This is a genomic window from Caballeronia zhejiangensis, assembly GCF_022879815.1.
GTDB lineage: Bacteria > Pseudomonadota > Gammaproteobacteria > Burkholderiales > Burkholderiaceae > Caballeronia > Caballeronia zhejiangensis.
Genome location: NZ_CP084284.1, coordinates 990,479 through 1,012,084 on the forward strand (window position 1 = coordinate 990,479; position 21,606 = coordinate 1,012,084).

25 protein-coding genes are annotated in these 21,606 nt (G+C 62.6%); 12 read left to right on the plus strand and 13 right to left on the minus strand.

Annotation, left to right across the window (positions count from 1 at the left end; genetic code table 11):
• Positions 1 to 651, plus strand: coding sequence for a phosphoribosyltransferase (locus LDZ23_RS19130; protein WP_034471932.1), 651 nt, complete (start codon positions 1 to 3; stop codon positions 649 to 651).
• On the opposite strand, the gene mdeB is transcribed toward LDZ23_RS19130, so the two are convergent.
• Positions 648 to 3,356 carry an alpha-ketoglutarate dehydrogenase gene (gene mdeB / locus LDZ23_RS19135; protein WP_008353007.1) on the minus strand — a complete coding sequence of 903 codons (2,709 nt, stop codon included), beginning with the start codon at positions 3,354 to 3,356 and terminating at the stop codon, positions 648 to 650. The two genes, LDZ23_RS19130 and mdeB, sit on opposite strands and share 4 nt — an antisense overlap.
• Before the next feature lie 139 nt (positions 3,357 to 3,495).
• On the opposite strand from mdeB, the gene LDZ23_RS19140 reads away from it, so the two are divergent.
• From LDZ23_RS19140 to LDZ23_RS19150, 3 genes are all read left to right on the plus strand, one after another.
• Complete coding sequence (locus LDZ23_RS19140; protein ID WP_008353006.1) at positions 3,496 to 4,026, plus strand: Lrp/AsnC family transcriptional regulator; 531 nt, start codon at positions 3,496 to 3,498, stop codon at positions 4,024 to 4,026.
• A 158-nt stretch (positions 4,027 to 4,184) separates the two neighbouring features.
• Complete coding sequence (locus LDZ23_RS19145) at positions 4,185 to 4,997, plus strand: mechanosensitive ion channel family protein (protein ID WP_008353005.1); 813 nt, start codon at positions 4,185 to 4,187, stop codon at positions 4,995 to 4,997.
• A gap of 82 nt (positions 4,998 to 5,079) precedes the next feature.
• A complete protein-coding gene (locus LDZ23_RS19150; RefSeq protein WP_008353004.1) occupies positions 5,080 to 5,244 on the plus strand; it encodes an FmdB family zinc ribbon protein in 165 nt (54 codons plus the stop codon).
• 3 nt (positions 5,245 to 5,247) lie between these two features.
• Here the strand turns inward: LDZ23_RS19150 and LDZ23_RS19155 are convergent, their stop codons facing one another.
• The 3 genes from LDZ23_RS19155 to LDZ23_RS19165 all read right to left on the minus strand — a co-directional run bounded on the left by LDZ23_RS19155 (position 5,248) and on the right by LDZ23_RS19165 (position 7,856).
• Positions 5,248 to 6,150: a LysR family transcriptional regulator gene (locus LDZ23_RS19155; protein ID WP_008353003.1), complete on the minus strand. Its 903-nt coding sequence runs from the start codon at positions 6,148 to 6,150 to the stop codon at positions 5,248 to 5,250.
• A gap of 199 nt (positions 6,151 to 6,349) precedes the next feature.
• The gene (locus tag LDZ23_RS19160) at positions 6,350 to 7,114 is read right to left on the minus strand and encodes a ParA family protein (protein ID WP_008353002.1); all 765 of its coding nucleotides are present in this window, start codon (positions 7,112 to 7,114) and stop codon (positions 6,350 to 6,352) included.
• A 232-nt stretch (positions 7,115 to 7,346) separates the two neighbouring features.
• Entirely contained in the window at positions 7,347 to 7,856 is a 510-nt protein-coding gene (locus tag LDZ23_RS19165) for a hypothetical protein (protein WP_008353001.1), read from the minus strand.
• Between the two features lie 173 nt (positions 7,857 to 8,029).
• Here LDZ23_RS19165 and LDZ23_RS19170 point away from each other — a divergent pair, with 173 nt between their 5' ends.
• Positions 8,030 to 8,905: an ATP adenylyltransferase family protein gene (locus LDZ23_RS19170; RefSeq protein ID WP_008352998.1), complete on the plus strand. Its 876-nt coding sequence runs from the start codon at positions 8,030 to 8,032 to the stop codon at positions 8,903 to 8,905.
• Between the two features lie 54 nt (positions 8,906 to 8,959).
• Complete coding sequence (locus LDZ23_RS19175) at positions 8,960 to 10,006, plus strand: S1C family serine protease (RefSeq protein ID WP_008352997.1); 1,047 nt, start codon at positions 8,960 to 8,962, stop codon at positions 10,004 to 10,006.
• 53 nt (positions 10,007 to 10,059) lie between these two features.
• On the opposite strand, the gene LDZ23_RS19180 is transcribed toward LDZ23_RS19175, so the two are convergent.
• Positions 10,060 to 10,350: a hypothetical protein gene (locus LDZ23_RS19180; protein ID WP_008352995.1), complete on the minus strand. Its 291-nt coding sequence runs from the start codon at positions 10,348 to 10,350 to the stop codon at positions 10,060 to 10,062.
• A gap of 282 nt (positions 10,351 to 10,632) precedes the next feature.
• Here LDZ23_RS19180 and LDZ23_RS19185 point away from each other — a divergent pair, with 282 nt between their 5' ends.
• The gene (locus LDZ23_RS19185; RefSeq protein ID WP_160172894.1) at positions 10,633 to 10,806 is read left to right on the plus strand and encodes a hypothetical protein; all 174 of its coding nucleotides are present in this window, start codon (positions 10,633 to 10,635) and stop codon (positions 10,804 to 10,806) included.
• Positions 10,807 to 10,869: 63 nt separating this feature from the next.
• On the opposite strand, the gene LDZ23_RS19190 is transcribed toward LDZ23_RS19185, so the two are convergent.
• A complete protein-coding gene (locus LDZ23_RS19190; protein WP_008352994.1) occupies positions 10,870 to 11,244 on the minus strand; it encodes a hypothetical protein in 375 nt (124 codons plus the stop codon).
• A 255-nt stretch (positions 11,245 to 11,499) separates the two neighbouring features.
• Between LDZ23_RS19190 and LDZ23_RS19195 the strand changes: the two genes are divergently transcribed.
• Positions 11,500 to 11,934, plus strand: coding sequence for a hypothetical protein (locus LDZ23_RS19195; protein ID WP_008352992.1), 435 nt, complete (start codon positions 11,500 to 11,502; stop codon positions 11,932 to 11,934).
• 11 nt (positions 11,935 to 11,945) lie between these two features.
• On the opposite strand, the gene LDZ23_RS19200 is transcribed toward LDZ23_RS19195, so the two are convergent.
• Positions 11,946 to 12,152: a hypothetical protein gene (locus tag LDZ23_RS19200; RefSeq protein WP_008352990.1), complete on the minus strand. Its 207-nt coding sequence runs from the start codon at positions 12,150 to 12,152 to the stop codon at positions 11,946 to 11,948.
• A 232-nt stretch (positions 12,153 to 12,384) separates the two neighbouring features.
• Complete coding sequence (locus tag LDZ23_RS19205) at positions 12,385 to 12,531, minus strand: hypothetical protein (protein ID WP_160172893.1); 147 nt, start codon at positions 12,529 to 12,531, stop codon at positions 12,385 to 12,387.
• Positions 12,532 to 12,826: 295 nt separating this feature from the next.
• Between LDZ23_RS19205 and LDZ23_RS19210 the strand changes: the two genes are divergently transcribed.
• The gene (locus LDZ23_RS19210) at positions 12,827 to 13,765 is read left to right on the plus strand and encodes a DMT family transporter (RefSeq protein ID WP_008352989.1); all 939 of its coding nucleotides are present in this window, start codon (positions 12,827 to 12,829) and stop codon (positions 13,763 to 13,765) included.
• A gap of 14 nt (positions 13,766 to 13,779) precedes the next feature.
• Here LDZ23_RS19210 and LDZ23_RS19215 read toward each other — a convergent pair whose 3' ends face one another.
• Positions 13,780 to 13,995 (minus strand): helix-turn-helix domain-containing protein, encoded by a 216-nt coding sequence (locus LDZ23_RS19215; protein ID WP_008352988.1) that lies wholly within the window; start codon positions 13,993 to 13,995, stop codon positions 13,780 to 13,782.
• Positions 13,996 to 14,584: 589 nt separating this feature from the next.
• Here LDZ23_RS19215 and phaP point away from each other — a divergent pair.
• A complete protein-coding gene (gene phaP / locus LDZ23_RS19220; protein WP_008352987.1) occupies positions 14,585 to 15,151 on the plus strand; it encodes a TIGR01841 family phasin in 567 nt (188 codons plus the stop codon).
• A 49-nt stretch (positions 15,152 to 15,200) separates the two neighbouring features.
• Here the strand turns inward: phaP and LDZ23_RS19225 are convergent, their stop codons facing one another.
• Genes LDZ23_RS19225 through LDZ23_RS34855 form a run of 4 tightly spaced genes read right to left on the minus strand, consistent with a single transcriptional unit; the run spans position 15,201 to position 17,607 of the window.
• Entirely contained in the window at positions 15,201 to 15,569 is a 369-nt protein-coding gene (locus LDZ23_RS19225) for a DOPA 4,5-dioxygenase family protein (protein WP_033537083.1), read from the minus strand.
• 54 nt (positions 15,570 to 15,623) lie between these two features.
• Positions 15,624 to 15,971, minus strand: coding sequence for a hypothetical protein (locus LDZ23_RS19230; protein WP_008352985.1), 348 nt, complete (start codon positions 15,969 to 15,971; stop codon positions 15,624 to 15,626).
• Positions 15,968 to 17,479, minus strand: coding sequence for an FAD-binding oxidoreductase (locus LDZ23_RS19235; RefSeq protein ID WP_008352984.1), 1,512 nt, complete (start codon positions 17,477 to 17,479; stop codon positions 15,968 to 15,970). Before LDZ23_RS19235 ends, LDZ23_RS19230 begins: the two co-directional genes overlap by 4 nt.
• Entirely contained in the window at positions 17,479 to 17,607 is a 129-nt protein-coding gene (locus LDZ23_RS34855; protein ID WP_268811676.1) for a hypothetical protein, read from the minus strand. Before LDZ23_RS34855 ends, LDZ23_RS19235 begins: the two co-directional genes overlap by 1 nt.
• A 130-nt stretch (positions 17,608 to 17,737) precedes the next feature.
• Here LDZ23_RS34855 and LDZ23_RS19240 point away from each other — a divergent pair, with 130 nt between their 5' ends.
• Entirely contained in the window at positions 17,738 to 19,141 is a 1,404-nt protein-coding gene (locus LDZ23_RS19240; protein ID WP_008352982.1) for an aminotransferase-like domain-containing protein, read from the plus strand.
• A gap of 24 nt (positions 19,142 to 19,165) precedes the next feature.
• Positions 19,166 to 21,499, plus strand: coding sequence for an ATP-dependent DNA helicase (locus tag LDZ23_RS19245; RefSeq protein WP_008352980.1), 2,334 nt, complete (start codon positions 19,166 to 19,168; stop codon positions 21,497 to 21,499).
• Positions 21,500 to 21,606: the final 107 nt, after the last annotated feature.

A 21,606-nucleotide genomic window follows, 5' to 3' on the forward strand; every position in this document is an offset into this window, starting at 1 on the left:
ATGAACTCAGTGTTCGAGAACCGTAGGGAAGCGGGCCGCGAGCTCGCGCAGCATCTCGGCGCGTATGCGGACCGTGACGACGTCACCGTGCTCGCATTGCCGCGCGGCGGCGTGCCCGTGGCATACGAAGTCGCACGTGCATTGCGCGCACGGCTCGATGTGCTCGTCGTGCGCAAGCTCGGCGTGCCGGTGCAGCCGGAACTCGCGATGGGCGCGATCGCATCCGGCGATGCGTTCTTTCTCGACGAGCGCATCGTGGAATATGCAGGCGTCGGGAAAGACGAACTCGATCGCGTGATCGCGATGGAGCGCGCCGAGCTCGAGCGGCGCGAGGCGCTGTATCGCGGCGACATGCCGCCGCTCGATATGAACGGACGCGTGGCGATCGTCGTCGATGACGGCATGGCGACCGGCGCAACGATGAAGGCCGCGGCGATGTCCTTGCGTCATGCGCGCCCGTCGAAGATCGTCGCAGCGCTGCCCGTTGCGCCGCTCGATTCGGAAGCGCGCGTGGAAGATATCGTCGATGAATTCGTCTGCGTGATGCGGCCGCATCGATACTTCGGCGTCGGGCAGTTCTACATCGACTTCGATCAGACGAGCGACGACGAAGTGCGCGAGTTGCTCGATGCGGCCCGCAAGGATGTTTAGCGCAGCCAGGGCGCGTCGTGCGATTCCTGCGTCTTGCCGTATTTTTCACGCGCGGCCTTCAACGACTGCTTCTCGATGACGCCTTCGTCCACGAGCGATTTCAGCGCGGCGATGACGATCGATACGCGATCCACTTCGAAGAACTCACGCAACGATTGACGCGTATCGCTGCGGCCGAAGCCATCGGTGCCGAGCGTGACGTAACGGCGCGGCACATACGCGCGAATCAGTTCGGGCACCGCGCGCACATAGTCCGTCGCCGCGATCACCGGCCCGCGCGATGATTCGAGCGCGCGCGTGACGAAGGGCACGCTCGCATCGTCGTCGGAGAGGCGCGCCGCGCGCTCGCATGACGCGCCATCGCGATGAAGCTCCGTGAAGCTCGTCACGCTCCACACGGCGGCGTCGATGTTCCAGTCGTCTTTGAGCATCATGCGCGCGGCGATCGCTTCGTTGAGGATCGCGCCCGAGCCGAGCAATTGCACTTGCGCATTGGCATCGCCGCCGATGCGATAGATGCCGCGCAAAATGCCTTCGCGCGTGGACGCATTCAGCGCACTGCCGGGCGCGGAAGGCTGCGCGTAGTTTTCATTCGTCACCGTGATGTAATAGAACACGTCGTTCTGGCGTTCCATCATCTCCTGCATGCCTTCATCGACGATAGCCGCGACTTCGTACGCGAACGCGGGATCGTAAGCGCGGCAGTTCGGAACCGTCGATGCAGAGAGATGGCTCGTGCCGTCCTGATGCTGCAAGCCTTCGCCGCCGAGCGTCGTGCGGCCCGCCGTCGCGCCGATGAGAAAACCACGCGAACGCTGATCCGCGGCCGCGAAAATCAGATCGCCGATGCGCTGAAAACCGAACATCGAGTAATAGATGTAGAACGGCAGCATCGGCAGATCGTGCACGCTGTATGAAGTCGCCGCCGCGATCCACGACGACACTGCGCCCGCCTCCGAAATGCCTTCTTCGAGAATCTGCCCGCGCGTGTCCTCGCGGTAATAGAGCATCGAGCCCATGTCTTCCGGCTCGTATAACTGGCCGAGCGGCGAATAGATGCCCACTTGCCTGAAGAGATTCGCCATGCCGAACGTGCGCGCCTCGTCCGCGACCACAGGGACGACGCGCGGTCCGAGCGTCTTGTCCTTCAGCAAGCTGCCGAGCATGCGGACGAAAGCCATCGTCGTGGACATTTCCTTCGCTGATGCGTCGAGCGCGAACTGGCCCCACGTAGCGAGCGCGGGCGGCGTGATGCCAAGCGAAGCCTTCGCGCGCCGTCGCGGCAGATAACCGCCCAACGCCGCACGACGCTCGTGCAGATAGCGCATTTCGGGCGCGTCATCCGCGGGCTTGTAGAACTTGAGCTGCTCGACATCGTTATCGGAGAGCGGCAGGCGAAAACGATCGCGGAACTGCTTGAGATCGTCGAGATCGAGCTTCTTCTGTTGATGCGTCGTCATGCGGCCCTGCCCCACCGCGCCCATGCCGAAGCCCTTCATCGTCTTCGCGAGAATCACCGTCGGCTGGCCCTTGTGCGAAAGCGCCTTCGCATAAGCGGCGTGGAGCTTGCGCACGTCGTGACCGCCACGGCGCAAACGGTCGATATCTTCATCCGACATATGCGCGACGAGCGCCGCGAGTTCCGGATTCTGCCCGAAGAAGCGCTCGCGGTTATAGCGGCCGTCATTCGCCGAGAAAGTCTGGAATTGGCCGTCGACGGTATGCGCAAATGCGCGCAGCAATGCATTGGAGCGATCGCGCGCGAACAGCGCGTCCCAGTCCGAGCCCCACAAGACCTTGATGACGTTCCAGCCCGCGCCGGTGAATTGCGCTTCGAGTTCATCGACGATGCGCCCGTTGCTGCGCACAGGGCCATCGAGCCGCTGCAGATTGCAGTTGATGACGAACACGAGGTTATCGAGTTGCTCGCGCGCTGCGAGCGACAGCGCGCCGATCGATTCCGGCTCGTCCATTTCGCCATCGCCGAAGAAGCCCCAGACCTTGCGGCCTTCCGTGTTCTTGAGATTGCGGTTCTGCAAATAGCGCATGAAGCGCGCTTGATAAATGGAATTGATAGGACCGATGCCCATCGACCCAGTGGGGAACTGCCAGAAATCCGGCATCAGCCAGGGATGCGGATAAGAGCACAAGCCCGGTCCCGCGATCTCGCGCCGATAATGCTTCAGATGTTCTTCGCCGAGAAAGCCTTCGAGAAACGCGCGCGCATAGACGCCCGGCGACGAATGCGGCTGAAAGTAGACGATATCGCCGCCATGCGTTTCATTCGCGGCTTTAAAGAAGTGATTGAAGCCGACCTCGAAAAGATCCGCCGCCGATGCATAACTTGCGATATGGCCGCCGAGTTCGCCATAAGCCCGATTCGCGCGCACGACCATCGCGAGTGCATTCCAGCGCAACACCGCGGCGAGCTTTTCCTCGATGTCGAGATTGCCGGGATAAGGCTGTTGCTGCGCCACGGGAATCGTATTCGCATAAGGCGTCGCGCGCGCCCGCGCCGATTCGACGCCCACCGACAGCGCGTGCTCCGCGAGCCGGTCGAAAAGATACTGCGCGCGATCCTTGCCTACGTGTTCGACGACCGCATCGAGCGCCTCCAGCCATTCGGCGGTCTCGCCGGGATCGATGTCCTCGCGTCCCTTGGCAATGGAAAGAAGCTGGGTGGTACCGCTCGACAAGTCCGTCATGGCGCGACTCCGCGTTGGCTAGAGAATACGCTCAAGCATATCCTTTGATGCGCAGAATGTGCGTCTCATTTGGCTGCCTTCTCCCTTTGCTGTAGTGTGTTTATTCTTCGGAAACGCCAAAAACCGGAATCTTTCGACTATGACAGCACACTCGAAGCAGCGCCTCGACCGCATCGACATCGGCATATTGAATGAGCTACAGCAAAACGCGCGCATCACCAATTCGGAACTCGCCCGCGCCGTCAATCTTTCGCCGACGCCCTGCTTCAACCGCGTGCGCGCGCTGGAGAAGGCGGGCCTTTTCAAGCAGCACGTCACCTTGCTGAATCCGGAAGCGCTCGGGCTTTCCATCAACGTCTTCATTCAGGTCAGTCTGGAAAAGCAGATCAAGGATGCGCTTGCCCGTTTCGAGCAAGCGATCAGCGAGCGGCCCGAAGTGATGGAGTGTTATCTGATGACGGGCGATGCCGATTACCTGTTGCGCGTCGTATTGCCCGACGTCGCCGCGCTGGAGCGCTTCATCCTGGAACGGCTCACGAAGATGCCAGGCGTTTCCAACATTCGTTCGAGCTTTGCGCTCAAACAGGTGCGCTATAAAACCGCGCTGCCGTTGCCCGCGTCGGGATTGACCCTGCCCGATCAGAATGCCGACGAGGCAGAATGGACCTGAGGGATAGTGCAACGAGCGGTCGATCCTTCCGACAGCACTAAACATTCCTGTAATTCTTGCGATGACGCGGTGCATCGCCTATAACTCGTGTGGCCTGTGCGGCATGTTTTCCCGGCTTGACGTGTTCTCTGACGAATTACCACGCACGCGAGAAAGACATGAACATCGAAACCGTACGTGTATTCATCATGACGCGCGGCGTCGATTTCGCGATCATGGTGATCGGCGCGATCGCGCTGTGGATCATCGGGCGCTGGCTGATCGGTCTCGTCACGAGCACGATGCGCAAGCTTCTTTCGCGCAACGGCCGCGTCGATCCCACGCTCGCGCATTATCTCGGCTCCATCGTCGGCGTCATTCTCAATCTGCTGCTCGTACTCGCGATTCTGCAGATTTTTGGCGTGCAGACGACGTCTTTCGCGGCGTTGCTCGCGGGTCTCGGTCTCGCTATCGGCACGGCATGGGGCGGGCTGCTCGCGCACTTCGCGGCAGGCGTGTTCATGCAGGTGTTGCGGCCCTTCAAAGTGGGCGATTTCGTGACCGCGGGCGGCGTGACCGGCACCGTCACTGAGCTTGGTCTTTTCGGCACGACCATCACGACGCCCGACAACGTCGCGGCCATCATCGGCAACAACAAGATCTTCTCCGACACGATCTGGAATTTCAGCTTGCTGCCGCATCGGCGCGTCGAACTGAGCGCGAAGATCGCGAATGGCGTCGATCCGCTCGATGCCATCGCGCGTCTGAAGGAAGCCGTCGCGAAGATACCGAACGTGGCGACCACGCCGCCGCCCGATGTCGAAGTGCTGTCGTTCACGCCGGAAGGACCGCTTCTGTGCGTGCGGCCTTACACCAATACAAACGACTATTGGCAGGTCTATTTCGACACCAATCGCACGATCATCGAAACGTTCAGGCAAGCCGGCTATCCGACGCCGGAAACGCCGCTCGTGCGCCGCGTCGTCAACTGATTTTCACGCGCGAATGCTGAACTAGAATGAGTGGAACCGGCGTGCCTTGCGCCGGATCACCGGTCGCGCGCGGGAGGATGCCATGCCGACTTATCAATACCGTTGTCAGGATTGCGGCGAGACCTTCGAGCACGCGGAGCACATCGTCGAGCATGCAACGGTGCAACTCAAATGCCCGAAGTGCGGCAGCGAGAAGGTCGCGCACGCACCGGCGCCGTTCGTCGCGAAGACCACGAAGAAAAGCTGAACTTCAAGCCGCGCGAAACCGCACTTCGTGCGACGGCAGGCCGCCCAGACGTTGCGCGACGTGATCGATGAACGCGCGCAAGCGCGGCGCTTCGTGACGGCTCGGCGGCCATAGAATCTGAAACACGCCTTCCGTACGCATGTGTGCACCGAGCACCGCGCGCAGCATGCCGCCGTCCATCGCGCTCTTCGCGACGAAATCCGGCACGCACGCGAGCCCCAATCCGGAGATGCAGGCTGCGAGCACGGCTTCCATGTCGTTGAACGTGAGCGTCGCGTGCGGATCGATTGCGAACGTGTGATCGTCACGCGCGAAACGCCAGGGCTCGGGACGGCCGCTCGCCGGAGAACGGAAGCGGATGCACGCATGGCCATCGAGATCGCCGGGCGTCGCGGGCTCGCCATGACCCGCGAAGTATGCGGGCGAGCCAATCACGACCGGACCGTATTGCGTGAGCGGGCGCGCGAGCAATTGCGAATCGGCGAGACGCCCTGTGCGGATCACCGCGTCATACCCTTCCTGCGTGACATCGACTACGCGATCGCTGAATTCGATATCCAGTTCGATGTCCGGATAGCGCCGCCTGAAGTCCGGCACGAGCGGCATCAATAGCCGCGTGCCGAGCGACGGCGCGCTGATGCGCAGGCGTCCGCGCGGCGACGACGTCGAATGGAACAGCTCGTTCTCTGCTTCTTCGAGATCGGCGAGCATGCGTTTGCAGCGCGCGAAGAAACGTGCGCCTTCGTGCGTGAGGCCGATCCTGCGCGTCGTGCGATTGAGCAGTTGCACGCCGAGCTTCGCTTCGAGCCGCATCACGCTCTTGCCTACTGCCGAAGCCGACAATCCGAGCGCGCGCCCTGCCGCGACGAAGCTGCCCGACTCGGCGGCGCGCACGAACGCGACCATGCCGGAAAGACTTTCTGTCGATGGAGGCGCCCCGGACGAAGTCGCCGTGAGAGACCCGTGCGAAGCCTGCGATGGAACGGTGGTCATATTCATGTTCTGGCGAAAAAGAAGGCGCGACGGATTGCGCCTGTCTTCTGCGAGAACGTGCGTGATGCCGATTTATTCCCGACTTACCCGCGCTCTCGTGTAGTGCGGCGCGTCAGCCGTTCAGTTCCTCGTGCAGCGCGACGTATTCCTGCGCGAGCTTGTGACGCGGTTCGAGATAGATCATCGGCCGCGCGTGCTGATGGCTCTCGCGGATTTTCACGGAGAGCGACAGATGCGAATTGAGCACAGGCAAATCTTCGCCGCGTAGTTCGTCGACGAGTTGCTGGGGCAGGCTTGCGCGCGGCTGGAACTGATTGATGACGATGCCTTCGACGCTCAGATCCGGATTGTGATCGTGGCGGATCTCCTGCACGTTATCGAGCACCGAATAGAGCGCGCGGCGCGAGAAGTCGTCGCAATCGAATGGAATCAGACAGCGCTCCACGGCGATCAATGCGGAGCGCGTGAAGAAGTTGAGCGCGGGCGGCGTGTCGATATAGACGGCGTCGTAGTGTTGCAGTCCCTTCAATGCGTCACGCAGCTTATAGATCTTGTAGCGCGATTCGAGCTTGCTTTGCAGCGCTTCGAGATTCGGATGCGACGGCACGATGTCGAGATTCTCGAATGGCGTTGCATGAATGAAGGACTCGAACGCCGGTTCGCGAAAGCTATAGCTCAATGCGGATTCGAAGAAGCTTGCGAGATTCGGCTGTGCATCGCGGGCTTGTTCGCCTAGCAGGTACTGGCTTGCATTGCCCTGCGGATCGAGGTCGATGACGAGTGTGCGCAGGCCCCGGGAAGCGCTGATCGCGGCGAGATTGCAGACGATGGTGGACTTGCCTACGCCACCCTTTTGATTGAAGACCACACGGCGCATCGGGTTTTTCTTCCTGGGTTTGTGAACGCTCGTTTCTTTGTGCGTTCTGGCTGGGGTTGAGCGGTTCCAGGGATGTGATCTTATCGCATCAATATGGTTGCGGTTTTTGGCTTTGGGTTTTTGTTCGTTTGTTCGGGAGGTGTCGCTGGATCCCGTATTCGTGTCGGTCTATTAGCACTGCCCCTGTGCTAATAGACCACTTAGAAGACGGGATCCGGCGAAAGCGAAAAAATCAAGGAAAAGCCGGAATCGTAGGATCGGCCCCTTCGACATCGGCCTCCGGATGATGACTCTTCACCAGCGCCTCGATCTCCTCGACACGATCCTTCGGCACATCGACCATCATCAGCAATTCGCCATCGTCGATCGCATGCTCGAACCGCCGCAAACGCGTATTCGGAATGCCCACGCCGATCATCGTCGCGGCCCATGCGCCGAAGCCCATGCTCGCGAGCGTCATGCAAACGACCGCGCCGCCGGCAATCGTCAAACCCGCAGGCGGAAATGCCATCGCAACAAGTCCGGCGAGCGCGCCCGTCACGCCTCCTGCAGCCGTTCCGCGAGCAAGCGCAGGCAAGAGATCGGTGCGTTGAACGAGTGTCGCTTGAGGCAAATCCTCCAGCGGTTCATGAGGCCGCGCAAGCACATGGATATGCCGCCATTCGATTCGCTTCAGCAGCAATTCGTCGATGATCCCCTTCGCGCTCGCCACACTCGGCAGCAGAAAATAGATGCGCCTCATCTCGCACCTCCATATCGGAGCGTCATGAATCCAATATAGACGACGCGCACAGGAACGCTTTTCAACACGCACGAAGCAAGTCACCGTGCTTGGGTATCACCATGCAGGCAGCGCACGCTTATGCGAGTATCTCCGGATGCGTTCGAACGATTCGCATTCGGAAAAGGAGCAGCATGACGCACATGAACACCCCTTCGTGGCAGGACGTAATCACGCAAACCGAACGCGCACTCGCATGCGGCGCACTGCGTTCGTTCGATACCGCGCAAAGCGTGATCGAAGATGGCGGCGTGCGCTTTCTCGTACGACAGGCCGCTAATATCGCGCGCAAGGAGCAGGCATCGAAACTCGCGGCAAAGTCCGCCGCCGATGCCGCGAGCGCATGGCGCGATCCATTCTCGCCATGCGAGGAAGCGCTGCGTGTCGGCGATATCGGCGAGCGGCATTTTCTGTTGCTCAACAAGTTCAACGTGCTCGCGCATCATCTGCTGATCGTGACGACGGACTTCGAGCCGCAAGAGACGCTCATCAGCGAGGACGACTTCGCCGCGCTCTTTGCCTGCCTCGATCGTTTCGATGCACTCGGCTTCTATAACGGCGGCAGCATCGCCGGATCGAGCCAGCCGCACAAGCATCTGCAGATGGTGCCGCTGCCGCTCGATGGTCAGGCATTGCCGATCGAAGCGGCCATCGAAGCGGCGCGCACGAGCGGCATCTTTCGCGTGCCGCAACTCGCGTTCGCGCACGCAGCCGCATGGCTCGACGATGACAGCATCGCCAACGTGCACGCAACCTATCTGCAACTGCTGAACGCGATCGGCGTGCAACCGCTCGATGTCATGGGCGTCGAACATCAAAGCGCGCCTTATAACCTGCTCGTCACGCGTCGATGGATGCTCGCGGTGCCGCGCAGCGTATCGCATGTCGAGGGCGTCGCGGTGAATGCGCTCGGATTCGCCGGCTCGCTCTTCGTTCGCGACGACGCACAGCGCGAGGTCGTCGAAACGCTGGGTCCGATGAAACTACTTGCAAACGCAACTATCTCTTGAAATCGGCTCCGGCGACCCGCATGTCCGCATCCAGACATCGGGAGTTCAAGGAACATGGGAAGCCGGCCTCAATTCATCGACGATCTTGCGCGCGGGGCGCAGGACGCCGCGCCCTCCACCCCGCTCGACCCCATCGACGCTATCGACGATGGGGCCCTGCTCGACGCCTATTCGCGCACCGTCATCGGCGCGCTGGAGCGCGTGCAGCAAGCAGTCGTGTTCATTTCCGTCGAACGTCAACTGGCTGACGCGCGCGGCGCGCGACGCAGTGTCGGCGGCACGGGCTCGGGATTCATCTTCACGCCCGACGGCTATCTGCTGACCAATAGTCACGTCGTGCACGGCGCGACGCATATCGTCGTCACGCTCGCCGATGGCACGCGCTTCGACGCCGATCTCGTCGGCGACGATCCCGCAAGCGATCTCGCGGTGCTGCGCATCGGCTCGCCGGAGCCGCTGCCGCATGTCGAACTGGGCGACTCGGGCCGCCTTCGCGTAGGACAGATCGCGATCGCGGTAGGCAATCCGCTCGGGCTCGCGCAGACCGTCACGACGGGCGTCGTCTCCGCGCTCGGCCGAACGCTGCGCTCGACTTCGGGCCGCATGATCTATGACGTCATTCAGACCGATGCCGCGCTCAATCCCGGCAACTCGGGCGGGCCGCTCATCAATTCGGCAGGCCAGGTGATCGGCGTGAACACCGCGATCATCGCCGGCGCGCAGGCCATCTCGTTCGCGACCGCGATCGATACGGCGAAGTGGGTCATCATGCAGATCTTCGCGTACGGGCGCGTGCGGCGCGCGTATATCGGCGTGGCGGGTACGACGACGCCGATCTCGCGGCGCGTGCAGCGCTTTTTCGCGCTTCCGTCGGCAAGCGGCGTGCATGTGATGGAGATCGTCAAAGGCAGTCCGGCCGCGCTCGGCGGCCTGCGCACAGGCGATCGGATCGTCGCGGTGGATGACGTCGCCATCGATAGCGTCGACAGTTTGCAGCGCACGCTGGACGCATCGCGCATCGACAGGCCGGTGAAGATCGCGGTGCTGCGCGGCACGCAGAAGCTCGATATCGACGTGACGCCCGTCGAGCAGACGGGCTGACGCGGCGGCGGCGCGTGCCTCGATGCACACGCGCCGCCTCCCAACGCTTCACTTCACTTCCTGCTGCCGGTCTCCCGCGCCGCTTGTCCCGCGTACCCGGTGTTTCGTGCGCGCGCATCGGCGAAAACATCGGCCAGACGCTCGCGCAGCGCGTCGGCGTCGCGGCGCAACGGCGCGTTCGCCGACGCATCGATCAACGCATCGATACGCCGTTGCCAGTACGCCTGCTGCATGACGGCATGCCGCATCGGCTCCCCGCGTGCTTTCGCCGCCACGCGCTCAAGCTCCGCGATCATCCGGCCGATGTGCGCGAGTTCCTCCTGCGCGAGCTGATCGACGCTCACAGGCTCCTCCTCGTTCCGCGTCTGTCATGGAGCGCGGTTCCATGAATGCTAAACGTCGCAACCGAAGGCTTTATTCCAGCGGCGCAAGGAAACGAAGCGATTCCGCACCCTGGCCCGCGCTTTGCGCTGTTTGCAATGTCTCGACGGCTATGTGCGCTAACGACCGGTCGCGCGTGCGCGGCTCCGGCCTAATGTGGAAGCAGCAGACAGTGTTCGCGCGCACGGGCCGCCCCGTTCGAACGAGCCTGCCCTGTCGGGGAAGGTCCTAGAAAAAGGATTGCCATGACCACGCACAAGAAAAACCAGACGGCGATGCGCCGCGAAGCGTTCCGTTGCACTGGCGCACAACTCGACGCCATCCTGCGATTCGGCGAGGAACGCAAGCTGGAGAATCAGCCGTTGCATATCGTCGTCGCTGAATACTGGCGCTATCAGGCGCACGCGAAAGCCGCCTGATCGTTCGTACTTCTCGCCGGTTTCGAAGCATCGCCCTGCGGGCCGCGCGGCGCTATGTACCCGCTATTGTCCCGACAGCACCCGCTGCTTCAGCACCCAGATTGCCGTGGGCACTGCGTAGTAAGCGCTGACATTGCCCGTGACGAGCTTGCCCGTCAGTTGAATGCGTGCGTTCTCCGTGGGCGTCGCATCGATGATCTGCACCGCCGACACATTCGTCTGCTGGCGACCGCCTTGTCCTGTGCTCGCGCTCATCACGCACACCGGACGCGACAGCGATAGCACCCACGCGGGCTTGGGGGACGCATCGCCTTCGCGTGCGGACTGGCGCGTCGCCGTGCCTTCGAGCGTGACGACATCGCCATCGTTATAGCAAGGCGCCGCCGCTGCGGAGCCTGCCATCAGCACGAGCACCCAAGCACAGGCTTTCGCAATCATTCGAACCTCGCGAAGAGCGCGTCGCGTGACGCGCGGATCCGGGAAAGAAGCTCAGTTACTTTAGGTGATCGGCGTTGGGGTCGCAACCTGCGGACGAATGGTCATCCTCGGCGCTCCTTTCAGAACCTTCATTCGGGAACGCGTGTTGCTGCACTTCATCTGACGAATCGAAAGAGCGCGGATCACGACTGCGAAAGACCGCGCATGAAGACATTGCCGGTCCGCGACTCATTCGGACTGACAGAGGGGGCGACGATGAATCAGGTCATAGTTGGTGTGTTCGGATCCTATCGGGACGGACACGACGCGCTTCGCGCATTGCAGCTCGCGGGTTTGCGACGCGACGACGCGCATCTTTATCGGGCCGGACGTGGCGAGAGCGATATCGATGCTCTGCTGCCGCCCGCGCACGACGAGGACGATGCGGAGTACGTCGCTCATGGCGAGCATCAAGGCGTGATCTGCGCGCGCAATCGGTTCGTGCCGCACGAGCCGGTCTCGCCGCGCCCGCCCGCGTCTCATGCCGCCGACGACGCCACGCCACAGCGCACGCTGCTCGTCATCCGCATCAACGATGACATCAAGCCGGGCGCGATCGGCGAAATGCTGCACGAGCACGGCGCGATCGCGGTCAAGGACGCGAGCGGCCACTGGCGCTTCTCCCCGTTCAGGAATCCGGCGGGCGTCTGAGCGCAGCGTTTTCAGTGCATGCCCGGATGAGGCTTGCGAACGACGGAGGGCGCTTCGGACTCGGCGCGCTCATCGTCTTCCGATGGGTCGTCGGACGAAGGCTCGTTGGCGAGATCGCGCGCTTCCTGCGCCGCCGCCGCCGCACGCAACGTCCGACAGCGCGCCGAGTGGCGGAACGTCGCGAGCAGGCGAACGACTTCGCGTGTTCTCGTTCTCATTGTTGCCTCCTTCGAAGCAGTTGAGAAACTACTTTAAGTGTAGGCGGCAAATGCTCAGGCGCAAGGCGTTCCATCGAAATAATGTGCGCCGGCGCATGCGCGTTGCATGCGTTTCGGACGCGCATAAAAAAGCCGGACGGATGCTTGCGCACACGTCCGGCTCTTTTATCACTTTCACGTCACGTTTTACTGCTGCTGCGGATACTGCCTTGCTTCTACTGCTTCTACTGCTTCACTGCTGAAACACCTGTACCTGCTCCGGGGCCGCACGAGCGATCGGGAACGTATCGGCGGCGCTGTAACTGTTACTCATCGACATGAATGCGATAAGGCTCATCGACATCATGGCGGCCGCAAGGATGATGCGCTTCTTTTGCATGGCTGCTATTCGTTCTCTCGTTTGGCGTGCAACGAATAGTAGAGCGTCGAAGATAGGAAAGCGCTAATCCGCGTCTTAATTCAAGGCACAAAAAACTAGGAGCGAAAAGCACGACCGCCAGCAATCGGCATGAGGCAGCATGCGATTGTTCGAACCGTCTAGTACATTTCCCGCATCGTGCCCTGTGCGCAACACGGCGGAAAAGAACTTTACTGTTGCCTTGCCAGCGTCCTGCGATGCCGGGAGAATTGAAGCAACGGCCTAAAAACCGTTCCTTCACTACCACGAGAGTTCGATGGCAACCTTAGAGGGCAAGGCGCAATACCGCATTGATACCGATAACACGGCAGCCGGTATCGCCATCATGATCCTGACGACCGCGACTTTCGCGGCAAGCGATTCCACCGTCAAGCTGATCGGCACCGCCGTCCCTCTGCTGGCTTTGCTCTGGGTTCGCTATCTTTTCCAGATGATCGTCATGGGCGCGTGGCAGATACGCCGCCGCGCGTTCGGCCTCTTTCGCACGGGCAGCGTCAAGCTGCAGATCGTGCGCGCGGTGCTGCTGCTGACCAATTCCGCGTGCACGTTCGCAGGGCTGCGGCATCTTCCGTTGCCCGTCAGCACGTCCCTCGCGATGCTCGCGCCACTCATCTCCACACTGCTCGCCGCGCTCGTGCTGAAAGACGACGTGCCGCGCAGCAAGTGGGCGCTGGTCGCGATCGGTTTCGTCGGCATGCTGCTGGTCGTGCGGCCGGGCGGCAGCTCGTTTAGCTGGACGGTGATCTATCCGATCGGCGCGGCGACGACGTTCGCGTGTTTCCAGGTGGTGTCGAGCCATCTTTCGCGCGTCGACGACGCGATCACGACCAACTTCCTCACGGCGCTCGTCGCGACGCTCATGCTGTGCGTGCTCGTGTGGATGGATCAAGCCGAAATGCTGCCCGCGCTCGCGCAGGTACGATTCGAAAGCTGGCTGCTCGTCGTCTTCATGGCGACGATGGCGACCACCGGCCACGGACTCATGCTTCAGGCGCTAAAGCGCGCGCCGCTCTCCGTGCTGACGCCGCTCGGCTACGGTCAGCTCGCGTTCGCCGCCCTTTTCAGCTGGTTGCTGTTCGGACAAGTGCCCGACTTCTGGATGGCGATCGGCATGTGCGTGATCGCGGCGAGCGGCATCGGCACCGTGCTCCTGCATGGACGCAAGGCGGCGCCGGCCGTATCGGCGGATGTCTGACGATAACGAAACGCTCAGTTGGCGGCGTGCGCGCGCTCGGCCTGGCCCGTGCAGAGCCAATGCGGATCGATGTCCAGCGCCTTCGCGATGCGATTGAATGCCGCGAACGGCGGAACCGTGATGCCGCGGCGCCAGAATTGCACGTCGTGCTCGCTCACGTCGAGCCAGCCAGCGGCTTTTGCGGAACTGATGTTTGCCTTCTGCAAGGCCCGGTCGAGTCGTGCGGCCATGGCGCGCCGCAAGGCGTTGTCTTCGTGACTGCGTTCAAGGTGGCCAAGGGTTTGGGAATGTCGCCCCATTTTCTTCAAGTCTCTCGATTTATATCTTTATGCCGTTCAGCGCCGGCTCATTAGCGCGAGGTGAATCCTACTGATTCACGATGACGCGGCAGTGACAGAAATACCGGAAAACCGTCCGTCCTACCGAAAGCCCGTCGCGCATGTTGCAGTGCGAGATTCTTCCAATTAACGCATCAATGCGTCAAGTGGGGAAACAACGCATTCGGTAACTTTTGTCTTAGGGGTTTACGACAGGCCGCGCCTGGACGCCTGCAGCAAGCGTTTAATGAACGCACGTTCGCAGGCCGACTGGTCGGGATTATTTCTTTTCTACCTGCATTCGTGTGATGTGTGATGAGTCCTTAATCGCTCCGGTTATTTACTTTGCGCTCACTGTTATTTTTGAATAAACGGCTGAGTGGTTTAAAGTCAAGCCGGGAAAACGCAATTGACACACCACGCGCTTGCCTTAAAATAAGTCGTTCGCTGCATTGCACAAATACATCGGCAATCAATTGGCAATTTCCATATGGAGTCGAGCATGAGCAGTCTTGCGCCCGAAAATGTAATCGCGTCACAAAAGGCGGGGGTCGACACCACGTTCGGTGTCGCCGCACAAGCCGTCGAAGGCTTCGAAAAGCTGATCGATCTGAACGTGCGTACGGTCAGGACGGCGCTCGACGAGCATCAGGCGCTCATCGCCAGAACGCTCTCCGTGCGCGATCCGCAGGCGTTCTTCGCGCTTCAGAACCAGCACCTGCAAGACAGCGCCCAGCGCGTTCAGGCCTATTGGCTCGGCGTCCATGAGATCGCGTCGGGCGTGCGCGGCGGCTATCTGGAAGCCGCGCAGGACCAGATCGCGAAGTCTCAGCGCAATGTGCAGGCGTTCGTCGAGAGTCTCGCGAGCAATGCGCCGGTCGGCAGCGAAGCCGTCGTGACGGCGTGGCGCACGGCGATCGATGCCGCGACGGAATCGGCGAATTCCGCTTACGAAGCGGCGAAGAAGGCCGCGCAGCAAGTGGTGGAGGCCGCGCAAAACGACGCCTCGGTGGCTGGCCAGACGGCCGTGCGCGTGGTGTCGTCGAAGACGGCAAGCGCGAAGAAGTAACTCGCCGGCGATCCAGCAAAAGGCGGACGCGGTCCGCCTTTTTTACGTCTCAACCGCCCAGACTCTTCAGCGAGAGTTCGTGCGACCGGCCGATCCACACCGCCGAGTCGCGATGATCGACGAGCGCGTCGCCCGTATTCGGATGCATGAAGACATCGAGCGCGCCGTGATTCAGCGTGAGCCACGCGAGCATCGGCGCGAGCAGCGCATCGCCGAATCCCAACTGGAACGACCACATCGGATGCGGTCCGACCGGGCGCTCGTGAAAGCGGCCCAGACGCAGCGCGCCATCCTGCAATTCGGTCGCAAACCGCTGCTCGATCACGAGCCGAAGCTGCCACGCGGCGTCGCGGCTCGCGGCATCGAAATAGACATGCGCGTGCCAGTCGGCGATCGTGCGTGTGTCCGTGGCGTTCATCGTTTCGTCCGTGCGCGGCAATATTGAGATGCGTGTCATTTTAGCGAACCGCGTTCAGCAACGTTCCAGCGTCCAGAGCACGGCGCCGTCATCGAACGTTCGATGATGCGTCGCGCGCATGCCGACTCCTGCGCCGAGTTGAGACAACACGAACGCATCGGCGTAGCGCGTGATGCCGCCGATCGCATGCGACGACGACAGGCGTTCGATCCACAGCCAGCCCGCATCGCCCGACAGAGATGCGATCTGCGCGCCCGTCAGACGCGCGCGCCGCACGATGATGCCGCCTTGCGGCAAGTCCCCGTCGACGACCCACGTGCGCGCCGATGTCCGCGTCGCGCCGCCGAACGGCATCCACGGCACGACGCCCATCGCGATAAGAAACGCGCGCCGTGTCGTCATCGCCAGATCCCCTGCTTGCCGGGCGACAGAATCCCGTTCGGATCGAGCGACGCCTTGATCGTCTTCGAAAGCCGCAACAGCGCGTGATCGTTGAATTCGTATTGCGCGGCGGCGAGGTCCATGTACGACAGATGCGTGCGATATTGCCCGTAGCCCGCCGCGCCCGCATCGCGGATCAGCGTTTCGACGAGCGCGCCGGCATCGCGCGACTGTTTCGGATCGTCGCGATCGAAAATCGCCGCGAAGATGTGATGCATCGCGCGCTCGCCGGCCGTGAATCCGCCGTAATAATCGAAGCCGAATTGCGCGGCGCGCTCGCGCACCATGCGGACCTGCTTCACGGCATCGCGTCCGACGGGCGGACAGATCGGCGAGAAATCGATGTGCGCGCCCGAGCCGCCGCGCCAGTTGAGCAGATTGAACGCTTCGAGTCCCGGAATGCCGACTTGCGCGCGATCGCCGCCGCCTTCCGGCTCGACCGATGCATCGCGATACGGCATCTCGAAGAGCGTCGCGCCCGCGATCGGCCTGAAGCGCGCATGCACGATATCGCGCCGCGCCTCGACGAGCGCTCTCGGCCCATACAGGCAGAAGCGCAGGTTCCAGCGCCCGATGCCGATCTTGCGTGCCATGGCGTCGATGGCGTCGTCGGGCATCGCGCCGTCGCCGTCGAACCATTGCTTGCGCGTCGACACGCCTGCCGCCCAGCGCACCGCGCTTTCGATGACCGCGTTGCTCTGGATGGTGCCGTCCATCTTCAGCGGGCGCAGCGTATCGACGACGCGTTCGAGATCGTCCTCGCGCGCGAATGCGTAGCGGCAGATCATGTAGCCCTCGGGCGCGGGCATGAGCCAGACGCCGAGCTTCGTGACAACGCCGAAGTTCGATTGCATGAACATGCCGTCGTACGAAGGCCCGAAGCCGCTCTTGAATACCTGCCAGTCGCGGCTCGACGACATCGCGCCCATGCCGGTGCGTACGACATCGCCGTTCGCGAGCACGACTTCCATGCCGCACTGATTCGCCGCATGGTCGCCGTATGGCGTCGTGCCGTAACCGCGTTCGAGCGTGTTGCCGATCACGCTGCCCCATCCGGCCGCGGGCGGATCGAGCCAGAAGCGCCGCGGCGTGCCGAGCGCGCGATACAGGTCGTAATACGTCACGCCCGGTTCGACGAGCGCATAAGCCAGCGTTTCATCGATCTCGACGATGCGATTCATCCGCCGCAAATCGAGCACGACGCAACCAGGCATACGCGGCGCGGCGCCGCCGTAAGCGAAGTTGCGCCCCGTCGATACGGTCCAGAGCGGCACGCGATATCGATTCGCGACCGCCAATGCCGCACGCACGCCTTCGACGTCCTTCGGCAACACGACAGCAGATGGCGCGTGTGCGGATGCATCGCCGGGCGCGAACGGATCGAGATACGAAGCGATATCGTCCGCGAGCACCGCATCGTTGCCGAGCGCCGACTTGAACGCCGCGAGCGCCGCGGGCAAATACGGCATCAATATCCGCCGCTGCTGCCGCTGTTCGATGTCGTGCCCGACGCGCCCGAGCTGCCATCGGTCTGACATCCTGCGAGCAGGCCGGCGAGCAGCGCGAGCATGACAGTTGCGATTCTGGCGAGCTTCATGGAACCACCTCCGAAAGATTGAAAAGCGGGCACGGCGATTAAGCCGCTTATTCATTAAACGCGCGGCGGGGTGTCGATATTCCGTCGATAAAGCGTGAGACAATTTCGCGCCCTTTCACCGATACCCGCGATGAAGCGCTACCAAGCCCTTGCCGACACGATGGCCGCCGAGATACGCGCGGGCCGCCTGCCTGTCGGTGCACGGCTGCCTTCGGTGCGGCATTTGACGACGCAATACGGCGTCGGCCAGTCGACGGTCTTTCGCGCGTACTACCTGCTCGAAGAATGGGGCTTGATTCGCGCGCGCGAACGTTCCGGCTATTACGTCGCGCCGGGCGCCGCACTCGCGCCGAAAGAGAGCGCGACGCTGAAAGAACCCGCGCCCATCGACGTAAGCAGCCTCGTGTTCTCCGTGCTCGACGCCGTGAAGCGCCCGGACGTCGTGCCGCTCGGCTCCGCGTTTCCATCGCCGGCGCTCTTTCCGTTGCAGCGTCTTGCGAAGTCGCTCGCGCACGCGGCGCGGATGCTCGATCCGTGGAGCACCGTCGTCGACATGCCGCCGGGCAACGAGGCGTTGCGCGGACAGATCGCGCTGCGTTATATCGGCATGGGCATCGCGCAGCCGATGGACGAACTCATCGTCACGAACGGCGCGATGGAAGCGCTCACGCTTTGCCTCATGGCCGTCACGCAGCCGGGCGATGTCGTCGCGATCGAATCGCCGTGCTTCTATGCCGCGCTGCAGGCTATCGAGCATCTCGGCTTGCGCGCGGTGGAGATTCCGGTCGATCCGCAAGACGGTCTCGATCTCGACGTGCTCGCCGAAGCGCTCGACAAGCATCCGGTGCGCGCGTGCTGGTTCATGACGAACTTTCAGAATCCGACCGGCGCGACGCTTTCCGTCGAGAAAAAGCGCGCGCTCGTCGCATTGCTCGCGAAGCACGAGGTTCCGCTGATCGAAGACGATGTCTACGGCGAACTGCATTTCGCGCAGGATCGTCCGCCGCCCGCGAAAGCTTTCGATACGAACGGGCTCGTGATGCATTGCGCATCGCTGTCGAAGACGCTTGCGCCGGGGTATCGGCTCGGCTGGGTCGCGGCGGGCCGTTTCGCCGATGCGATCCGGCGTCTCAAGCTGATGACGAGCATTTCCACCAGCGTCCCGATTCAGGCGGGCATCGCCGATTATTTGCAGCACGGCGGCTTCGACAAGCATTTACGCAAGCTGCGCGGCGCGCTTCTCGTGCAACGCGATGCGATGGAGCACGCCATCGCGCGCTGGCTGCCGTCCGACGTCGCATATCGGCGGCCGGACGGCGGCTATTTCCTGTGGCTGCAACTGGCCGATCACGTCGACGCGATGCAGTTGCATCGGCGGGGACTCGAACACGGCATCAACGTGACGCCGGGGCCGATCTTCTCCGCGCGTCACGATTTCGGGAATCATGTGCGCGTCAATTTCGGTCATCCATGGTCGCCGCAAATCGACAACGCGATGAAAACGCTCGGAGAACTGCTGCGCGCGGCTTCGTGAAAGGCGCGTGCTAGACTCCTGTACATGCATACAGTATCCGAGCCCGCCTACACCGTCGCCGTGCGCGCGCTGTGCGAGTTCACGGCGAAACAGGGCGATCTCGATCTACGCTTTACGCCGACGCCGAGCGCGCAGGAAGGCGTCGCCGGCCATGCCACGGTGACGAACCGTCGGCCGGACGGATATCAAAAGGAAATTTCGCTTTCGGAAACCTACGGCCCGCTACTCGTTCGCGGCCGCGCCGATGGCTACGATCCCGCGCTCAACCGGCTCGAGGAAATCAAGACGCATCGCGGCAAGCTCGAATCGATGCCGGAGAATCATCGGCATCTGCATTGGGCGCAGGCGCGCGTCTACGGACATCTGATGTGCCGAAAGCTCGGGCTGGAAGCCATCGACATCGCGCTCGTTTATTTCGATATCGTCGATGAAACCGAAAGCGTGCTCGTCGAGACGCAAACGGCCGCAGCGCTCGCCGTGCATTTCGAGGCGCAGTGCGAACGCTTCATCGCGTGGGCGCGGCAGGAACTGGCGCACGGGGCGGCACGCGACGAAGCGCTGAAGACGCTCGCGTTCCCTCACGCCGATTTCCGCCCCGGCCAGCGCGCGCTCGCGGAAGCGGTGTATCGCTCGGCGGTATCGAAGCGCTGTCTCGCCGCGCAAGCGCCGACGGGCATCGGCAAAACGGTCGGCACGCTCTTTCCGCTCCTGAAGGCGTGGCCCGGCCAGCAGCTCGACAAGATCTACTTTCTCACCGCGAAAAGCGCGGGACGGCAACTCGCGCTCGACGCGCTCACGACGCTCGCCGCGAAGCCGTTGCGCGTCGTCGAACTCGTCGCGCGTGACAAGGCTTGCGAATATCCCGATCGCGCGTGTCACGGCGAAGCGTGTCCGCTCGCGCGCGGCTTCTACGATCGCCTCGCCGATGCGCGCGCCGCCGCGCTCCAATGCACGCAGCTCGATCGGGCGTCGGTCGCCGAGGTCGCGCGCCGGCATGACATCTGTCCGTACTATCTGAGCCAGGAATTGTCGCGCTGGAGCGATGTGATCGTCGGCGATTACAACTACTACTTCGACACGAGCGCGATGCTCTTCGCGCTCGCGGAGGCGAATCGCTGGCGCGTGGCGGTGCTCGTCGACGAAGCGCACAACCTCGTCGAACGCGCGCGCGGCATGTATTCCGCGACACTCGATCAGTCCGCCTTCAACGCGATGCGCCGCGGCGCGCCGGGCGTGCTCAAGAAGGCGCTCGGGCGCGTCGCGCGAAGCTGGAGCGAGACGGCGAGCGAGCAGCACGCGTCGGGCATCGAGTACGCGGCGCATACGGAGCCGCCCGCGCGCTTTTTGACCGCGCTCGGGCAAGCCGTTTCGCTGATGACAGAAACGCTCGGCGAACAGCCCGACGCCTTCACGCCCGACACGCTGCGCTTCTATTTCGATGCCGTGCATTTCACGCGCATCGCGGAGCGTTTCGGGTCGCATTCGATCTTCGACATCACGCTTTCCGGCGCGAACGCAAACGCGAGCGCAAACGCGAAGAAGCGCAATGCCACGCTCTGCCTGCGCAACGTGATTCCCGCGCCGCATCTCGCGCCGCGATTGGCGCGCGCGCACAGCGTCGCGCTCTTTTCGGCGACGCTCACGCCCGCGCACTTTTACGCCGATACGCTCGGCTTGCCGGCATCGAGCGTGCGGATCGACGTCGAATCGCCCTTCTCCGCCGATCAGCTCGACGTGCGCGCGATCGCCGATCTTTCGACGCGCTATCGGGATCGCGAGCGCTCGGTGGATCGCATCGCCGATCTCATCGCCGCGCAATACTTCCGCGCCGAGGGCAACTATCTGAGCTTCTTCAGCAGCTTCGACTATCTGACGCAAGTGGCGGCGGCGCTGGCGGCGCGTCATCCGTCGATTCCCTGCTGGCAGCAGTCCCGCGCGATGAGCGAGGCGGCGCAACGCGAGTTTCTCGCGCGCTTCGTCGCCGATGGACGCGGTATCGGATTCGCGGTGCTGGGCGGCGCGTTCGGCGAGGCGATCGATCTGCCGGGCACGCGTCTCATCGGTGCGTTCGTCGCGACGCTCGGGCTGCCGCAACTCAATCCCGTCAATCAGCAAATGAAAGCGCGCATGCACGAGGCGTTCGGCGAGGGCTATGCGTACACGTATCTTTTTCCCGGCTTGCAGAAAGTGGTGCAGGCGGCGGGACGCGTGATTCGCGGACCGCTCGATCGCGGCGTGCTTTATCTGATCGACGACCGCTTCGCGCGCGCCGAAGTGCGGCGGCTGCTGCCCGCGTGGTGGCAGGTGAAAGTGCTGCGCCAACGCGACTTGAGCGAATCGAGAAATACCACTATCTAGACGCGCGCACCGCCGCCGTTAACTGATCCATAGCGGGCATTCGTCTTGCTTTTTTACGGCACCTTGGGGACACGCAGATGTCGCTACCGGGCCGACAGAGCCCACTA

Excerpts from the sequence above, each read along its gene's own strand:
- LDZ23_RS19130 (WP_034471932.1), top strand. The coding sequence starts at position 1 with ATGAACTCAGTGTTCGAGAACCGTAGGGAAGCGGGCCGCGAGCTCGCG.
- mdeB (WP_008353007.1), bottom strand. The coding sequence starts at position 3,356 with ATGACGGACTTGTCGAGCGGTACCACCCAGCTTCTTTCCATTGCCAAG.
- LDZ23_RS19140 (WP_008353006.1), top strand. The coding sequence starts at position 3,496 with ATGACAGCACACTCGAAGCAGCGCCTCGACCGCATCGACATCGGCATA.
- LDZ23_RS19145 (WP_008353005.1), top strand. The coding sequence starts at position 4,185 with ATGAACATCGAAACCGTACGTGTATTCATCATGACGCGCGGCGTCGAT.
- LDZ23_RS19150 (WP_008353004.1), top strand. The coding sequence starts at position 5,080 with ATGCCGACTTATCAATACCGTTGTCAGGATTGCGGCGAGACCTTCGAG.
- LDZ23_RS19155 (WP_008353003.1), bottom strand. The coding sequence starts at position 6,150 with ATGGTCGCGTTCGTGCGCGCCGCCGAGTCGGGCAGCTTCGTCGCGGCA.
- LDZ23_RS19160 (WP_008353002.1), bottom strand. The coding sequence starts at position 7,114 with ATGCGCCGTGTGGTCTTCAATCAAAAGGGTGGCGTAGGCAAGTCCACC.
- LDZ23_RS19165 (WP_008353001.1), bottom strand. The coding sequence starts at position 7,856 with ATGAGGCGCATCTATTTTCTGCTGCCGAGTGTGGCGAGCGCGAAGGGG.
- LDZ23_RS19170 (WP_008352998.1), top strand. The coding sequence starts at position 8,030 with ATGACGCACATGAACACCCCTTCGTGGCAGGACGTAATCACGCAAACC.
- LDZ23_RS19175 (WP_008352997.1), top strand. The coding sequence starts at position 8,960 with ATGGGAAGCCGGCCTCAATTCATCGACGATCTTGCGCGCGGGGCGCAG.
- LDZ23_RS19185 (WP_160172894.1), top strand. The coding sequence starts at position 10,633 with ATGACCACGCACAAGAAAAACCAGACGGCGATGCGCCGCGAAGCGTTC.
- LDZ23_RS19190 (WP_008352994.1), bottom strand. The coding sequence starts at position 11,244 with ATGATTGCGAAAGCCTGTGCTTGGGTGCTCGTGCTGATGGCAGGCTCC.
- LDZ23_RS19195 (WP_008352992.1), top strand. The coding sequence starts at position 11,500 with ATGAATCAGGTCATAGTTGGTGTGTTCGGATCCTATCGGGACGGACAC.
- LDZ23_RS19200 (WP_008352990.1), bottom strand. The coding sequence starts at position 12,152 with ATGAGAACGAGAACACGCGAAGTCGTTCGCCTGCTCGCGACGTTCCGC.
- LDZ23_RS19205 (WP_160172893.1), bottom strand. The coding sequence starts at position 12,531 with ATGCAAAAGAAGCGCATCATCCTTGCGGCCGCCATGATGTCGATGAGC.
- LDZ23_RS19210 (WP_008352989.1), top strand. The coding sequence starts at position 12,827 with ATGGCAACCTTAGAGGGCAAGGCGCAATACCGCATTGATACCGATAAC.
- LDZ23_RS19215 (WP_008352988.1), bottom strand. The coding sequence starts at position 13,995 with ATGGCCGCACGACTCGACCGGGCCTTGCAGAAGGCAAACATCAGTTCC.
- phaP (WP_008352987.1), top strand. The coding sequence starts at position 14,585 with ATGAGCAGTCTTGCGCCCGAAAATGTAATCGCGTCACAAAAGGCGGGG.
- LDZ23_RS19225 (WP_033537083.1), bottom strand. The coding sequence starts at position 15,569 with ATGAACGCCACGGACACACGCACGATCGCCGACTGGCACGCGCATGTC.
- LDZ23_RS19230 (WP_008352985.1), bottom strand. The coding sequence starts at position 15,971 with ATGACGACACGGCGCGCGTTTCTTATCGCGATGGGCGTCGTGCCGTGG.
- LDZ23_RS19235 (WP_008352984.1), bottom strand. The coding sequence starts at position 17,479 with ATGCCGTATTTGCCCGCGGCGCTCGCGGCGTTCAAGTCGGCGCTCGGC.
- LDZ23_RS34855 (WP_268811676.1), bottom strand. The coding sequence starts at position 17,607 with ATGAAGCTCGCCAGAATCGCAACTGTCATGCTCGCGCTGCTCGCCGGC.
- LDZ23_RS19240 (WP_008352982.1), top strand. The coding sequence starts at position 17,738 with ATGAAGCGCTACCAAGCCCTTGCCGACACGATGGCCGCCGAGATACGC.
- LDZ23_RS19245 (WP_008352980.1), top strand. The coding sequence starts at position 19,166 with ATGCATACAGTATCCGAGCCCGCCTACACCGTCGCCGTGCGCGCGCTG.